At 70.0% G+C, this 16,397-nt stretch carries 11 protein-coding genes and 1 pseudogene; 11 read left to right on the forward strand and 1 reads right to left on the reverse strand.

Annotated features, from left to right (window positions below; genetic code table 11):
- The first annotated feature begins 90 nt into the window (after positions 1-90).
- From FHS34_RS02110 to FHS34_RS02160, 11 genes are all read left to right on the forward strand, one after another.
- The gene (locus FHS34_RS02110) at positions 91-2,715 is read left to right on the forward strand and encodes a valine--tRNA ligase (protein ID WP_184959744.1); all 2,625 of its coding nucleotides are present in this window, start codon (positions 91-93) and stop codon (positions 2,713-2,715) included.
- A 275-nt stretch (positions 2,716-2,990) separates the two neighbouring features.
- On the forward strand, positions 2,991-4,505 hold the full coding sequence (gene folC / locus FHS34_RS02115) for a bifunctional tetrahydrofolate synthase/dihydrofolate synthase (protein WP_184959746.1): 1,515 nt from the start codon (positions 2,991-2,993) through the stop codon (positions 4,503-4,505).
- 8 nt (positions 4,506-4,513) lie between these two features.
- Positions 4,514-4,876, forward strand: coding sequence for a DUF4233 domain-containing protein (locus tag FHS34_RS02120; protein ID WP_184959748.1), 363 nt, complete (start codon positions 4,514-4,516; stop codon positions 4,874-4,876).
- A 65-nt stretch (positions 4,877-4,941) separates the two neighbouring features.
- Complete coding sequence (gene ndk / locus FHS34_RS02125; protein ID WP_184959751.1) at positions 4,942-5,355, forward strand: nucleoside-diphosphate kinase; 414 nt, start codon at positions 4,942-4,944, stop codon at positions 5,353-5,355.
- 312 nt (positions 5,356-5,667) lie between these two features.
- Positions 5,668-6,687 carry a rod shape-determining protein gene (locus FHS34_RS02130; protein WP_020940056.1) on the forward strand — a complete coding sequence of 340 codons (1,020 nt, stop codon included), beginning with the start codon at positions 5,668-5,670 and terminating at the stop codon, positions 6,685-6,687.
- A 166-nt stretch (positions 6,688-6,853) separates the two neighbouring features.
- Positions 6,854-7,798 carry a rod shape-determining protein MreC gene (gene mreC / locus FHS34_RS02135; RefSeq protein WP_184959753.1) on the forward strand — a complete coding sequence of 315 codons (945 nt, stop codon included), beginning with the start codon at positions 6,854-6,856 and terminating at the stop codon, positions 7,796-7,798.
- A gap of 12 nt (positions 7,799-7,810) precedes the next feature.
- Positions 7,811-8,488 carry a rod shape-determining protein MreD gene (mreD, locus tag FHS34_RS02140; protein WP_184959755.1) on the forward strand — a complete coding sequence of 226 codons (678 nt, stop codon included), beginning with the start codon at positions 7,811-7,813 and terminating at the stop codon, positions 8,486-8,488.
- A gap of 146 nt (positions 8,489-8,634) precedes the next feature.
- The gene (mrdA, locus tag FHS34_RS02145) at positions 8,635-10,893 is read left to right on the forward strand and encodes a penicillin-binding protein 2 (RefSeq protein WP_184959757.1); all 2,259 of its coding nucleotides are present in this window, start codon (positions 8,635-8,637) and stop codon (positions 10,891-10,893) included.
- Entirely contained in the window at positions 10,890-12,086 is a 1,197-nt protein-coding gene (gene rodA, locus FHS34_RS02150; protein WP_184959759.1) for a rod shape-determining protein RodA, read from the forward strand. Before mrdA ends, rodA begins: the two co-directional genes overlap by 4 nt.
- A gap of 109 nt (positions 12,087-12,195) precedes the next feature.
- Positions 12,196-13,701 (forward strand): CYTH and CHAD domain-containing protein, encoded by a 1,506-nt coding sequence (locus tag FHS34_RS02155; RefSeq protein WP_184959827.1) that lies wholly within the window; start codon positions 12,196-12,198, stop codon positions 13,699-13,701.
- Positions 13,702-13,780: 79 nt separating this feature from the next.
- Positions 13,781-15,751, forward strand: coding sequence for a TIGR03960 family B12-binding radical SAM protein (locus tag FHS34_RS02160; protein WP_184959829.1), 1,971 nt, complete (start codon positions 13,781-13,783; stop codon positions 15,749-15,751).
- Between the two features lie 174 nt (positions 15,752-15,925).
- Here FHS34_RS02160 and FHS34_RS02165 read toward each other — a convergent pair.
- Positions 15,926-16,090: pseudogene (locus tag FHS34_RS02165) on the reverse strand (IS5/IS1182 family transposase); the annotation flags it as partial.
- Positions 16,091-16,397: the final 307 nt, after the last annotated feature.

Raw genomic sequence — 16,397 nt, forward strand, 5'->3', positions numbered from 1 at the left:
AGGCACGGGAGGCACACGGCACCGGGGGCCGCACCGTTACAGAACAAACGCGTTTCGGGACCACCCCGTGACACCTCTAAACTGACCCCCGTGACCGAGAACGCTCAGCAGCAGCCACCCGCGCCCGACCCCGAACTGCCGACCCAGTACGCGCCGGCCGATGTAGAGGGGCCGCTGTACGAGCGCTGGGTAGAGCGCGGTTACTTCGAGGCGGACGCGAAGAGCGAGAAGCCGCCGTACACGATCGTCATCCCGCCACCGAACGTCACCGGCTCGCTCCACCTGGGCCACGCCTTCCAGCACACGCTCATGGACGCCCTCACGCGCCGCAAGCGCATGCAGGGCCACGAGGCGCTGTGGCTGCCCGGCATGGACCACGCCGGCATCGCCACCCAGAACAAGGTCGAGCAGCAGCTCGCCGAGGAGGGCAAGTCCCGCCACGACCTGGGCCGCGAGGAGTTCGTCGAGCGCGTCTGGCAGTGGAAGGAGGAGTACGGCGGCAAGATCCTCGGCCAGATGCGCCGCCTCGGTGACGGCGTCGACTGGTCGCGCGAGCGCTTCACCATGGACGAGGGCCTGTCCAAGGCCGTCCAGACCATCTTCAAGAAGCTCTACGACGACGAGCTGATCTACCGGGCCGAACGCATCATCAACTGGTGCCCGCGCTGCCTGACGGCCATCTCCGACATCGAGGTGGAGTACCAGGAGGACGACGGCGAGCTCGTCTCCATCAAGTACGGCGAGGGCGACGAGACCCTCGTCGTCGCCACCACCCGCGCCGAGACGATGCTCGGTGACACCGCCGTCGCCGTCCACCCCGACGACGAGCGCTACCGGCACCTCGTCGGCAAGCGCATCAAGCTGCCGCTCACCGACCGCAGCATCCCCGTCGTCGCCGACACCCACGTCGACCCCGAGTTCGGCACCGGCGCCGTCAAGGTCACCCCGGCCCACGACCCGAACGACTTCGCCATCGGCCAGCGCCACGGCCTGGAGTCCATCACGGTCATGGACGAGCGCGGCGTCATCACCGCGCACGGCCCCTTCCAGGACCTCGACCGCTTCGAGGCACGCAGCGCCATCGTCGCGGCGCTGCGCTCCCAGGGCCGGATCGTCGCCGAGAAGCGGCCGTACGTCCACAGCGTGGGCCACTGCTCCCGCTGCAAGACCACCATCGAGCCGCGCCTGTCGATGCAGTGGTGGGTCAAGGTCGGCCCGCTGGCGAAGGCCGCCGGTGACGCCGTCCGCGACGGCCGGGTCAAGATCCACCCCGAGGACATGTCGAAGCGGTACTTCGACTGGGTCGACAACATGCACGACTGGTGCATCTCGCGCCAGCTGTGGTGGGGCCACCGCATCCCGGTCTGGTACGGCCCGGACGGCGAGATCGTCTGTGTCGGACCGGACGAGGAGCCGCCGGCCGGCGAGGGCTGGCGCCAGGACACGGACGTCCTCGACACCTGGTTCTCCTCCGGCCTGTGGCCGTTCTCCACGCTCGGCTGGCCCGAACAGACCGAGGACCTGCAGAAGTTCTACTCGACCGACGTCCTGCTGACCGGCCACGACATCATCTTCTTCTGGGTCGCCCGGATGATGATGTTCGGCCTGTACGCCATGGACGGCGAGGTCCCCTTCAAGACCATCGCCCTGACCGGCCTGGTCCGCGACGAGCGCGGCAAGAAGATGTCGAAGTCCTTCGGCAACGTCGTCGACCCGCTGGACTGGATGGACAAGTACGGCTCCGACGCCGTCCGCTTCACGCTGGCCCGCGGCGCCAACCCCGGCACCGACGTGCCGATCGGCGAGGACTGGGTCCAGGCGTCCCGGAACTTCGCCAACAAGATCTGGAACGCGACCCGCTTCGCGCTGATGAACGGCGCGACGGTCGAGGGCCCGCTGCCCGACCCGGAGCAGCTGTCCGCGACCGACCGGTGGATCCTGTCCCGCCTGAACAAGACCGTCGCCGAAGTCGACGCGTTCTACGAGGACTTCCAGTTCGCGAAGCTCAGCGACGCCCTCTACCACTTCGCCTGGGACGAGGTCTTCGACTGGTACGTCGAGCTGTCCAAGACGGTCTTCCAGGCGGGCGGCGCGCCGGCCGAGGCCAGCAAGCGTGTCCTCGGCGAGGTCCTCGACGTCACCCTCAAGCTGCTCCACCCGGTGGTCCCGTTCGTCACGGACACCCTGTGGACCACGCTGACGGGCGGTGAGTCGGTCGTCGTCGCCGAGTGGCCGAGCGACAGCGGCTTCCGTGACGCGGCCGCCGAGCGGGAGATCGAGACCCTCCAGTCGGTCATCACCGAGGTCCGCCGCTTCCGCGCCGACCAGGGCCTGCAGCCCGGCCAGCGGGTCCCGGCCCGCCTGACCCTGGACGGCACGGCCCTCGCCCCGCACGAGGCCGCCATCCGCCAGCTGCTGCGTCTGCAGCCGGAGGGCGACTCCTTCACGGCCACGGCCACCCTGCCGGTCGCCGGCGCCGAGGTCGCCCTCGACCTCTCCGGCACGATCGACGTCGCCGCGGAGCGCAAGCGCCTGGCGAAGGACCTCGCCGCGGCCGAGAAGGAGAAGGCCCAGGCCACGGCCAAGCTCGGCAACGAGGCGTTCCTGGCGAAGGCCCCGGACAACGTGGTCGACAAGATCCGCGGGCGCCTCGCCAAGGCCGAGGAGGACATCACCCGCCTCCAGTCCCAGCTGGACCGCCTGCCGCAGGCGTAGGCACCGGTACGACGACGAAGGCCCCGGCACCGACGAGGTGCCGGGGCCTTCGGCTACCCGCGGCGCCGGCCCAAGAGGGACCCGCACCCGGCAACGCTCCGCACCTTCGCGGCGACGGACCGCCCCCGGCCCCGGCACCTCGACGGCCGACGGCACGGCCGTGCCCCAGGGGCGCGGGGAACCGCGCGCCCGGCCGAGACCCACCCGCACCCGGCGACGGCGGTCAGGCACCCCCAAACCGGCCCGTTGTCACCTGCGCTCCGTAGACTGGCCCTGTGAGCGACCTCCCACACGAAAACGACCAGCCAGACCCCCTCGACGCCTTCGAAGAACTCGTCGCCGAGGAGACCGACCGCGACCCCGACCTCGCGGTCATCGAGGCCGGCAGCCGCACCTTGCGCACCCAGGGAGGCCCGCCGGAGGCCGACGTACCCGCGCGCCCGGCGGACCCGGAGGTCGACAGGGCGCTGCGCGAGGTCGAGACCGAGCTGGCCACCCGCTGGGGCGAGACCAAGCTGGAGCCCTCCGTCGCCCGGATCGCCGCCCTGATGGACGTCCTGGGCGAGCCCCAGCGCGCGTACCCCTCGATCCACATCACGGGCACGAACGGCAAGACCTCCACCGCCCGCATGATCGAGGCCCTGCTCAACGCCTTCGAGCTGCGCACCGGCCGCTACACCAGCCCGCACGTGCAGTCGATCACCGAGCGGATCAGCCTGGACGGCGCGCCGATCTCCGCCGAGCGGTTCATCGAGACGTACAACGACATCAAGCCGTACGTCGAGATGGTGGACGGACAGCAGGAGTACCGGCTGTCCTTCTTCGAGGTCCTCACCGGCATGGCGTACGCCGCCTTCGCGGACGCGCCCGTCGACGTCGCCGTCGTCGAGGTCGGCATGGGCGGCTCCTGGGACGCCACCAACGTGATCGACGGCGATGTCGCCGTGGTCACCCCGATCGACCTGGACCACACCGACCGCCTCGGCGGGACGCCCGCGGAGATCGCCACCGAGAAGAGCGGCATCATCAAGCAGGACGCCACCGTCATCCTGGCCCAGCAGCCGGTGGACGCGGCGCAGGTGCTGCTGAAGAAGGCCGTCGAGGTGGACGCCACGGTCGCCCGCGAGGGGCTGGAGTTCGGCGTCGTCGCCCGCCAGGTCGCCGTCGGCGGGCAGCTGCTCACGCTGCGCGGTCTCGGCGGCGAGTACCCGGAGGTGTACCTCCCGCTGCACGGCGCCCACCAGGCGCACAACGCGGCCGTCGCGCTCGCCGCGGTGGAGGCGTTCTTCGGCGTCGGCGCGCAGCGCTCGGAACCGCTGGACGTCGACACCGTGCGGAAGGCCTTCGCGGCCGTCTCCTCCCCGGGCCGCCTGGAGGTCGTACGCCGCTCCCCGACGATCGTGCTGGACGCCGCCCACAACCCGGCGGGCGCCGAGGCCGCCGCCGAGGCCGTCCGCGAGGCGTTCGACTTCACCCGGCTGATCGGCGTCGTCGGCGCGAGCGGCGACAAGAACGTGCGGGGGCTGCTGGAGGCGTTCGAGCCGATCTTCACCGAGGTCGTCGTCACCCAGAACTCCAGCCACCGCGCCATGGACGCGGACGAGCTCGCCGCGATCGCCGTCGAGGTGTTCGGCGACGAGCGGGTGCAGGTCGAGCCGCGGCTGCCGGACGCCCTGGAGGCCGCGATCACGCTGGCCGAGGAGGAGGGCGAGTTCGCCGGCGGCGGCGTCCTGGTCACCGGTTCCGTCATCACGGTCGGCGAGGCCCGGCTGCTGCTGGGGAAGGGCTGAGATCTCCCGTGCGTACGCTCTGTTCATCGACCCTGATCGGCGAGTTCTTCGTCATCGGCTTCGCCGGGCTCGTCGCCATGAAGGACCCGGACCTGTCCACGTCGACGGTGTGGCTGGTCAGCGGTATCGCCATGCTGCTGTGCGTGCTGCTGTGCGGCATGGTTACCCGCCCCGGCGGGGTGGCGCTCGGCTGGGCCCTGCAGCTCGCGCTGATCGCCTCCGGCGTGGTCGTCCCGGCCATGTACTTCATGGGCGCGGTGTTCGCCGCGCTGTGGTGGGCATCGGTGCACTTCGGGAGGAAGGTGGACGAGGCGAAGGCGAGATTCGCCGCCCAGGCCCAGTCCTCCTCCCCGGGGGCTGACGCTGCGTAACAGGCGCCCCGACACGCCCTGTAACCTCGTCCCACCGCACCCGCAAGCCGTGTTAGGAGCCCCTCGTGAGCCAGCGCACCCTCGTCCTCCTCAAGCCCGACGCCGTCCGTCGCGGCCTGACCGGCGAGATCATCAGCCGAATCGAGCGCAAGGCGGGCTGGCGGATCACCGCGCTGGAGCTGCGCACCCTGGAGCGGGCCACGCTGGAGCAGCACTACGGCGAGCACGTGGGCAAGCCGTTCTACGAGCCGCTGGTCGAGTTCATGTCCTCGGGCCCGGTCGTCGCGTTGATCGTGGAGGGCGAGCGGGTGATCGAGGGCGTGCGCCAGCTGGCGGGCCCGACCGACCCGATCGCCGCCGCGCCGGGTTCGATCCGCGGCGACTACGGCGTGATCGTCCGCGAGAACCTGATCCACGCCTCGGACTCCGAGGAGTCCGCCGAGCGCGAGGTGAAGATCTTCTTCCCCGGCCGCGCCTGAGTCCGGCGCGCTGACGTCCCGGTGAATTTTTCTGAGGGGACGTCAGCCGCTTCGGGGCGCCTGACCAGGGACGGCCGTGCATTTTCGGCCGTCCTCCGGCATATGTCTTGCCGATCGGGGGAACGCGTGCCTCCGATGGGCCGTCTCCACAAGCGAGGCGGCACGCCATCTGGTGACAATGGCGGAGACCCTCGCGCAGTGTTCGTGCAGGCGCGTTTACGATGGAAGCCTTCACGTCACAGCACCCGCCTCGCCGACCTGATATGCCCTCACATGCTCAGGAAGGCCAGATGAATCCGGATGGGGAACTCAATGTCGTTCATCGGCCGTGACATGGCTGTCGACCTCGGGACCGCCAACACGCTGGTGTACGTCAGGGGTCGCGGGATCGTACTGAACGAGCCGTCCGTGGTGGCGATCAACACCAACACGGGTGGCATCCTCGCGGTCGGTGCCGAAGCGAAGAAGATGATCGGCCGCACGCCGGGCAACATCGTGGCCGTCCGCCCGCTGAAGGACGGCGTGATCGCCGACTTCGAGATCACCGAGCGGATGCTCCGCTACTTCATCCTGAAGATCCACAAGCGGCGCTATCTGGCCCGGCCGCGGGTCGTCGTGTGCGTGCCCTCGGGCATCACGGGCGTCGAGCGCCGCGCGGTCATCGAGGCCTCCTCCCAGGCCGGCGCCCGCCAGGTGCACATCATCGAGGAGCCCATGGCCGCGGCCATCGGCTCCGGCCTGCCGGTCCACGAGGCCACGGGCAACATGGTGGTGGACATCGGCGGCGGCACCACGGAGGTCGCGGTCATCTCGCTCGGCGGCATCGTCACCGCCCAGTCCATCCGCGTCGCCGGCGACGAACTGGACAACGCGATCATCCAGTACATCAAGAAGGAGTACAGCCTCCTGCTGGGCGAGCGCACGGCGGAACAGATCAAGATCACGATCGGTTCGGCGTACGACCTCGACAGCGACGAGCACACCGAAGTCCGCGGCCGCGACCTGGTGTCCGGGCTGCCGAAGACCGTCGTCATCTCGGCGGCCGAGGTCCGCAAGGCGATCGAGGAGCCGGTCAACGCCATCGTGGACGCGGTGAAGACCACCCTCGACAAGTGCCCGCCGGAGCTGTCCGGCGACATCATGGACCGAGGGATCGTTCTGACCGGCGGCGGAGCCCTGCTGCGCGGGCTCGACGAGCGGCTGCGGCGGGAGACCGGCATGCCGATCCACATCGCCGAGGACCCGCTGGACAGCGTCGCGCTCGGCTCCGGAAAGTGCGTCGAGGAGTTCGAGGCGCTGCAGCAGGTGCTGGACGCCCAGCCCCGCAGATGACGTAACTCTTCGATTCCGCCGTACGAGACGTTCTCCTCTCGTGCGGCGGATCGTTGATATAGAGGCATAAGCTCCCCCAAATGGGCCTCTTCGGTTCACGCCGCACCATTCGCGTTTTCCAGGGAGTCCCCGAATTCCTACTTGAGGAAGGGCACGGCCGCCGCACGTGAGGGACACGAAAGAGAGCCGGCTGCTCCTGGTCCTGTTGGTCGCCATCGCGTTCGCGCTGATCACGGTGGACATCCGCGGGGGACGCAACTCCCCGGTCGACGGTGCCCGGCACGCCGCTGCGGCGGTGTTCGGCCCCGTCGAGGACGGACTGAGCTCGGCGGTCGACCCGGTCGGCAACGCCGTCTCCGCGGTCCGCGCCTCGGGCGGCCGGCACGACCGGCTCGCCGCGCTGGAGAAGGAGAACGCGGCCCTCAAGGCGAAGCTCGGCAGCGACGACCGCAACCGCAGCCGCCTCAAACAGCTCGACAAGATGCTGAAGGTCGCCGGCGAGGGGCAGTACGGCATCAAGGGCGCCCAGGTCATCGCCATAGGGTCGGCGCAGGGCTTCTCCTGGACCGTCACCATCGACGCCGGCGCCGACGACGGCATCAAGCGGGACATGACCGTCCTCAACGGCGACGGCCTGGTCGGCCGCGTCACCACCGTCGGCCCCGGCACCTCCACCGTGCTGCTCGCCAACGACCCCGACTTCACCGTCGGCACCCGCATGGAGGGCGACGACGAACTCGGCTTCGCCTCCGGCCAGGGCGACCGCCCGCTGCGCGTGGAACTGCTCAACGGCAAGGCGGAGGTGAAGAAGGGCGACCGGCTCGTCACCTTCGGCTCGCAGGCCGACCGGCCGTTCGTGCCCGGCGTCCCGGTCGGCGTGGTCTCCCGCGTGGACCCCTCCGGCGGCGGCCTCACCCGCACCCTCTACGTCACCCCGTACGTCAGCTTCACCAAGCTCGACATCGTCGGCGTGGTCGTCCAGGCCCCGGAGAAGGACCCGCGGGACACCGTGCTCCCGGCCAAGCCGAAGCCGGTCCCGACGCCGACGGTGACCGTCACGGTCACGCCGTCCGCCGACGCCCCCGACACCGCCACCGACGAGCAGCAGTAGGAGCTGTATCCCATGCGTGTCAACCGGATCCTGCTCTCCAGTGCGCTGGTCGTAGTGGCCCTGGTGATCCAGGTGAGCGTGCTCGCCCGGCTGCACCTGCCGGGCGCCGTGCCCGACCTGCTGCTGCTCACCGTCCTCGGCCTGGCGATGGTGTACGGCCATGTCGGCGGCGCCCTCGTCGGCTTCGGCGCCGGCCTGCTCGCCGACCTGGCCCCGCCCGCCGACCACGCGGCCGGCCGCTACGCCCTCGTCCTGTGCGTCACCGGCTACTTCGCCGGGCTCATCCGGCCGGAGAACGGCCGGCTGAAGTCGGCGACCGGCCCCATGGCCGTCGTGGTCGCCGCCGCCGTCGGCTCCACCCTGCTCTACGCCGGGGTGGGCGCCCTGGTCGGCGACACCGCCGCCCGGCACGTCGGCCTGACCAGCCTGCTGATCTCGGCGGCCCTGTACGACCTGCTGCTCGCCCCGTTCGTGGTGCCCGGAGTCATGTGGCTGGCCCGCCGCGCCGACAACGACCCGCTCACCGAGACCGGCCCCGCCGCCAAGGCCGGGGACATCTCCTCCGGCTGGCTCTCCTCCGGCACCGGCCTGCGCATCGGCAGCCAGCGCGGCGGCCTCGGCGCCCTGAAGGCCAAGGCCCGCACCCGCTCCGCCCGGGTCGGCCGCATCAAGGGGGTCAAGCGGCTGTGACCGGCGAGGAGTTCACCCGAACGGGTAGGCCCGCCCGGAACGCGGGCTCACAGGCTGGTCGTTCATCATTCGTACGCGTGCGGCCGGTTCGTACGGACGCGCTGCGCGCACCTGCGTCCGCGCACTGAGAGGGGGAGACAGCCGCAGTGACCAACATCCCCGAGACCGGTCGGACCCCACGGGTCCAGATCAGGCTCGTCGTGATCCAGATCCTCGTACTCTCCCTCCTCGGCACGCTCGGCGGCCGGCTGTGGTATCTGCAGATCCGCGAGGGCGCCGAGTACCAGCGGGAGGCGTCCGGCAACCACGTCCAGCAGGTGGTCGACCCCGCCGTGCGCGGCGACATCCTGGACGCCCGCGGCGTCCCCCTCGCGGACAACGAGACCCGCCTGGTGGTCTCCGCCTCCCGCACCGACCTGCTGAAGCAGAAGGACGACGGCAAGGCCGTCCTCACCAAGCTGGCCGGCGTCCTCGGCATGCGCCCCGAGGAGGTCGAGCAGAAGGTCCGGCTGTGCGACTCCGAGACCCCCCAGCCCTGCTGGAACGGCTCGCCGTACCAGCCGATCCCCATCACCGACAAGGCCACCGCCCGGCAGGCCCTGCAGATCCGCGAGCGCTCCGAGGACTTCCCCGGCATCACCGCCGAGCCCAAGGCCGTCCGCCGTTACCCCGGCCCCGGCAAGTCCAACACCGCGCAGGTCCTCGGCTATCTCTCGCCCGTCACCGACGACGAGATCCAGCAGGCCAAGGACACCGAGTCGCCGTACCTGCGCTCCGACATGGTCGGCCGCTCCGGCCTCGAGCGCACCTACGACAAGATGCTGCGCGGCAAGGCCGGCGTCACCCGCTACGAGGTCGACAACCTCGGCCGGGTCATCGGCAAGGCCAAGTCCGACGCGGCCGAGTCCGGTTCGAACCTGGTCACCAGCATCGACTCCCGGGTCCAGCGGGTCGCCGAGTTCGAGCTGAACCAGGCCATGAAGAAGGCCCGCGAGCAGTTCGACAAGATCACCGGCACGAACTACAAGGCCGACTCCGGCGCCGTCGTGGTGATGGAGGCCAAGACCGGCCGGATCGTCGCGATGGCCTCCGCGCCGACGTACGACCCGAACGTCTGGGTCGGCGGCATCTCGGCCAAGGACTACAAGGCCCTCACCGGCAAGGACTCGGACTACCCCCTGCTCAACAGGGCCATACAGGGTCAGGCCGCGCCCGGCTCGACGTTCAAGGTGGTCTCCACGGCCGCCGCGGTCGAGGCCGGCTACCCCTTCGACGGCCGCTACCCGTGCACCAGCTCGTACTCGGTGGGCAGCCAGGTCTTCAAGAACTTCGAGGGCGAGAACTTCGGCCCCATCTCCCTGGGCCGGGCCCTGGAGGTCTCCTGCGACACCGTCTTCTACGGCCTCGCCGACAAGGAGTGGAAGCGGGACGGCGGCATCAACCCCAAGAAGGGCCAGCCGAAGGACTACTTCTACAAGGCCGCCCACCAGTTCGGCCTCGGCAAGGAGACCGGTCTCGACCTGCCCAACGAGGTCACCGGCCGGGTCCCCGACCGCCAGTGGAAGCAGGACTACTGGAAGGCCAACAAGGACGCCTGGTGCAAGACCGGCAAGAAGGACGGCTCCTACGTCGAGAAGATTGCCTACGAGAACTGCCTCGAAGGCAACAAGATGCGCGAGGGCGACTCGATCAACTACTCCATCGGCCAGGGTGACACCCTCGTCACCCCGATCCAGGAGGCCGTGATCTACGGCGCTGTCGCCAACGGCGGCACGATGTACCAGCCGACCATCGGCAAGGCGGTCATCAGCGCCGACGGCAAGAGCGTGCGGGAGATCAAGCCGAAGAAGCGCGGCAGGCTGCCGGTCAGCCAGGCCACCATCAAGGGCATGGACGACGCCTTCGCCGGCGTCATCACCCGCGGTACGGCGGCCTGGAAGTTCGGCGGCTGGCCGCAGGACAAGATCCCCCTGCACGCCAAGACCGGCACGGCCGAGGTCTACGGCAAGCAGACCACGTCCTGGCTGGCCACCTACTCCAAGGACTACACGGTGATCATGACGATCGCCCAGGCCGGTACGGGTTCCGGCGCCTCCGGTGAGGCCGTGCGCAACATCTACAGCGCGATGTACGGCGTCCAGGGCGACGGCTCCGTTGACAGCAGGAAGGCGCTGCTGCCCGAGCCGCAGAAGGGCCTGCCCAAGATCCGCACGGACGGCACCATCGCCGCCCCGAAGATCATCGGTGACCCGGCGAAGGACGCCGAGGCCGCCCAGAAGAACAACCCCACCAACGGCGACGACCAGCAGCCCGCGGGCACCACCGCCTCGCCCTCCCCGGGCAACCGCGACACCCGCAGGCGTCGCAGGCACCGCGCGCGGGGAAGCCGGAGGATGCCCTCATGACCGGCGCGAACAGCTTCTCCGTCTCCGGGTACGGCCCCGAGCGGGCCGGCTGGACCAAGATCTTCGCCCGCGACTCGCTCACCCGCCGGCTGGACTGGCCGATACTGCTGGCGGCCATCGCGCTGTCCCTGATGGGCTCGCTGCTGGTCTTCTCGGCGACCCGCAACCGCACCGAGCTCAACCAGGGCGACCCGTACTTCTTCCTGGTCCGGCACCTGATGAACCTCGGCATCGGGATCGCCCTGATGATCGGCACGGTCTGGCTCGGCCACCGGGCCCTGCGCAACGCCGTACCGATCCTCTACGGCCTGTCGGTGCTCCTCGCCCTGGTCGTCCTGACCCCGCTCGGCGCGACGATCAACGGCCAGCGCAACTGGCTCGTGATCGGCGGCTTCTCCCTCCAGCCGGCCGAGTTCATGAAGGTCACGATCATCCTGGGCATGGCCATGCTGCTGGCCGCGCGGGTGGACGCGGGCGACAAGCCGTTCCCCGACCACCGGACCGTGTTCCAGTCGCTGTGCCTGGCCGCCGTACCGATCCTGATCCTGCTCCTCATGCCCGACCTCGGCTCGGTGCTGGCCATGGTGGCCATCATCCTCGGCGTGCTGCTCGCCTCCGGCTCCTCCAACCGCTGGGTCTTCGGCCTGCTCATCGCGGGAGTGCTCGGCTGCGTGGCCATCTGGCAGCTGCACATCCTGGACGAGTACCAGATCAACCGGTTCGCGGCCTTCGCCAACCCGGACCTGGACCCCGCGGGCGTCGGCTACAACACCAACCAGGCCCGGATCGCCATCGGCTCCGGCGGCCTCACCGGCGCCGGGCTCTTCCACGGCTCGCAGACCACCGGCCAGTTCGTGCCCGAACAGCAGACGGACTTCGTCTTCACGGTCGCGGGGGAGGAGCTGGGCTTCCTCGGCGCGGGCCTGATCATCTTCCTGATCGGAGTCGTCCTGTGGCGCGCCTGCCGGATAGCGCGCGACTCGACCGAGCTCTACGGCACGATCGTGGCCGCCGGGATCGTCGCCTGGTTCGCCTTCCAGTCGTTCGAGAACATCGGCATGACCCTCGGCATCATGCCCGTCACCGGCCTGCCCCTGCCGTTCGTGTCGTACGGCGGCTCGTCCATGTTCGCCGTCTGGGTCGCGATCGGACTGCTGCAGTCGATCAAGGTGCAGCGGCCGATGTCGGCGTGAGCCACCGAGCCGGCACCAGGTCGTTCACCGGGTGGATGGTGTGACTTCTCCGGCCATTCACCCGGGACGGCCCCTGCCGCGCCGGCCTCTCGCCCACTAGATTCGGTGCATGGCGGATGCGAAACGCGAGATCGAGCGCAAATACGAATCCGATGAGAGCGGCCTGCCCGACCTGACCGGAGTCGGCGCAGTGGCCACGGTCCTCGACAAGGGCCTGGTCGACCTGGACGCCACCTACTACGACACCGCCGACGAACGCCTGGCCGCGGCCTCGCTCACCCTGCGCCGCCGCACCGGCGGCTCGGACGCCGGCTGGCACCTGAAGTTCCCCGTCGCCCCCGGCGTCCGCGACGAGATCCGGGCCCCGCTCTCCGACACCGTCCCCGAGGAGATCGCCGCCCTGGTCCGCTCCCGGACCCGCGACCGCGCACTGATCCCCCTCGTGCGGCTGCGCTCCTCCCGCGACGTACGGCACCTGGTCGACGCCGACGGCGCCCTGCTGGCCGAGGCGAGCCTCGACACCGTCACCGCCGAGCGGCTCACCGGCGCGGGCGGAGCCGCCCAGTGGACCGAGATCGAGATCGAACTGGCCGACGGCGGCGATCCGGCCCTCCTCGACCAGGTGGACAAGCGCCTGCACAAGGCGGGCGTACGACCGTCGAAGTCACCGTCGAAGCTGGCCCGCGCCCTGGAACAGACCACGCCGGGCCAAAGCGGGAAACGGCGCCCGAAGAAGGCCGGGCCCACCGGCCCCGTGACGGCCGGCGACCACGTCCTCGCCTACCTCCGCGCCCAGCGCGACGCACTGGTCGGGCTGGACCCCGCCGTCCGCCGCGACATCCCCGACTCGGTGCACCGGATGCGGGTCGCCACCCGCCGCGCCCGCAGCACCCTGCGCACCTTCGGGAACATCCTGGACCGCGCCGTCACCGACCCGGTCGCCGCCGAGCTGAAGTGGCTCGCGGGCGAGCTGGGCATCGACCGCGACCAGGAGGTGCTCGCCGACCGCCTGTCCACCGCCCTCGACGCACTCCCGCCCGGCCTGGTCACCGGCCCCGTCCACGAACGGCTCACCGCCTGGGCCGGCCGCCGGCACGGCGGCGCCCACGCCCACCTGACCGGCGTCCTGGACTCCCGCCGCTACCTGATCCTGCTGGACTCCCTGGACACCCTGCTCGTGGACCCGCCGCTGCGGAAGGCGGCCCGCAAGAAGCCGGAGAAGGCGCTCGGCAAGGCCGTACGCAAGGACGAGAAGAAGCTGACCGGCCTCGTGGAGCACGCACTGGAGCTGCCGCCGGGCGAAGACCGCGACGTCGCCCTGCACGAGGCCCGCAAGAAGGCCAAACGCACCCGGTACGCGGCCGAGGCCGTCACCGACGCCCTGGGCGGCCCCGCCCGCTCCCTCACGAAGTCCATGAAGTCCCTCACCACCCTGCTCGGCGACCACCAGGACAGCGTCATGGCCCGACGCACCCTGCGCGAGTTCGCGGCCGTGGCCCACGCGGCGGGAGAGAGCGCCTTCACGTACGGGCTGCTGTACGGCAGGGAGGAGGCGCGGGCGGCGGAGCTGGAGGCCGAGCTGCCGGAGCGGTGGAGGAAGATCACGAACGGGTAGGCCGGCCGAGCGTACGGGGGAGTCCGCCGGGCGGGTTACGCTTGATGGTCACCCCTGTCAGCTCACGAAGGTTCGCGAGATGCCTGCCGAAGCCGCCGAGTCGGTGTTCCCGCAGCTCGAAGCACTGCTCCCGCATGTGCAGAAGCCCATCCAGTACGTCGGCGGAGAGCTCAATTCCACGGTCAAGCCGTGGGACGAGTGCGATGTCCGCTGGGCGCTCATGTACCCGGACGCGTACGAGGTCGGTCTGCCCAACCAGGGCGTCATGATCCTCTACGAGGTACTCAACGAGCAGGAGGGTGTCCTCGCCGAGCGCACCTACAGCGTCTGGCCGGACCTCGAGGCGCTGATGCGTGAGCACGGCGTCCCGCAGTTCACGGTCGACACCCACCGCCCGGTGAAGGCCTTCGACGTGTTCGGCCTCAGCTTCTCCACGGAGCTGGGCTACACCAACATGCTCACGGCCCTGGACCTGGCGGGCATCCCGCTGGAGTCCAAGGCCCGCACCGTCGACGACCCGATCGTCCTGGCGGGCGGCCACGCGGCCTTCAACCCGGAGCCGATCGCGGACTTCATCGACGCGGCGATCATCGGCGACGGCGAGCAGGCCGTGCTGGACATGACGCGGATCATCAAGGAATGGAAGGCGGAGGGCCGCCCCGGCGGCCGCGAGGAGGTCCTCTTCCGCCTGGCGAAGACGGGCGGGGTGTACATCCCGGCGTTCTACGACGTCGAGTACCTGCCCGACGGCCGTATCGCCCGCGTCGTCCCCAACAAGTCCGGCGTCCCGTGGCGGGTCTCCAAGCACACGGTGATGGACCTGGACGAGTGGCCCTACCCCAAGCAGCCCCTCGTGCCCCTGGCCGAGACGGTCCACGAGCGCATGTCGGTGGAGATCTTCCGCGGCTGCACCCGAGGCTGCCGCTTCTGCCAGGCCGGCATGATCACCCGCCCCGTCCGTGAGCGCTCGATCACCGGCATCGGCGAGATGGTCGAGAAGGGCCTCAAGGCGACCGGCTTCGAGGAGGTCGGCCTGCTCTCCCTGTCCTCCGCGGACCACTCGGAGATCGGCGACATCGCCAAGGGCCTCGCGGACCGCTACGAGGAAGACAAGATCGGCCTCTCGCTCCCCTCGACCCGCGTCGACGCCTTCAACGTCGACCTGGCGAACGAGCTGACCCGCAACGGCCGCCGCTCCGGCCTGACCTTCGCCCCCGAGGGCGGCTCGGAGCGCATGCGCAAGGTCATCAACAAGATGGTCTCGGAAGAGGACCTGATCCGTACGGTCGCCACGGCCTACGGCAACGGCTGGCGCCAGGTGAAGCTGTACTTCATGTGCGGGCTGCCGACGGAGACCGACGAGGACGTCCTCCAGATCGCCGACATGGCGATGAACGTGATCCAGAAGGGCCGAGAGGTCTCCGGCCAGGGTGACATCCGCTGCACGGTCTCGATCGGCGGCTTCGTCCCCAAGCCCCACACCCCCTTCCAGTGGGCCCCGCAGCTCTCCGCCGAGGAGACGGACGCCCGCCTGGAGAAGCTGCGCGACAAGATCCGCGGCGACAAGAAGTACGGCCGCTCGATCGGCTTCCGCTACCACGACGGCAAGCCCGGCATCGTCGAGGGCCTGCTCTCCCGCGGCGACCGCCGCCTCGGTGCGGTCATCCGCGCGGTGTACGACGACGGCGGCCGCTTCGACGGCTGGCGCGAGCACTTCTCCTACGACCGCTGGATGGCGTGCGCGGACAAGGCCCTCGCCCCCTCCGGCGTGGACGTCGACTGGTACACCACCCGCGAGCGCACCTACGAGGAGGTCCTGCCCTGGGACCACCTCGACTCCGGCCTCGACAAGGACTGGCTCTGGGAGGACTGGCAGGACGCCCTCGACGAGACGGAGGTCGAGGACTGCCGCTGGACCCCGTGCTTCGACTGCGGCGTGTGCCCGCAGATGGACACCAGCATCCAGATCGGCCCGACCGGCAAGAAGCTCCTGCCTCTGACGGTCAAGAACGCGGGCCCGACGCCGGCTTCCAGCGGTCACACGCACTGACGTGGGCGGGGTCTGCCGGAGCAGGGGTGCCTGCTGAAGACCTTGGGGAGCCCCCTTCGATACGGAGGGGGCTCCTTCGCTTTTGGGGTGCGTCCGGAGGCAGCGCGGGACACGGTGCCTCCGTGCCCTGCGGGCGCTGAGACCCGCGCGGACTGCCGTGAGGTTCGTGCGTCAGTAGGTGGCCACCAGCAACACCCGGTCCTCCAGCGGCAGTCGCCAGGGACGGCCGCGCTGAACATCGTCGCCACGGCGCCGTACCAACGCCACCAGCCTGGCGAACTTCACCTCGGACAGCCCGGAGAACGGCTCGATCCACTTCGGATCATCCGCTGAGATCACCCACCCATGCCCAGGCAACGCACCAATTCTTTCGCAACGACCTGCCCAAGTTCGCCTCGTCCGGCAGCTCTTCAGGTTGTTACCGGAGGGACACGGATTAGAGGCCTTTGAGTCGCCTGCTGACCGAGGGAAGGGCTCAGAAGGCGGCGCCACCATCGCGGCGACCCTGTACCCATCGGCTCCCCGAGAAATCTGGCACCGCAGAGATCGGGTTCCTCTACGACAACACGCCTCGCGCGGAGCACCAGCACCGCAGCCCCCGACATGAGCGAGCCCGCCGACTTCACCCTGCTCAACCGACTATGGC

This window comes from Streptomyces echinatus (assembly GCF_014203595.1).
Taxonomy (GTDB): domain Bacteria; phylum Actinomycetota; class Actinomycetes; order Streptomycetales; family Streptomycetaceae; genus Streptomyces; species Streptomyces echinatus.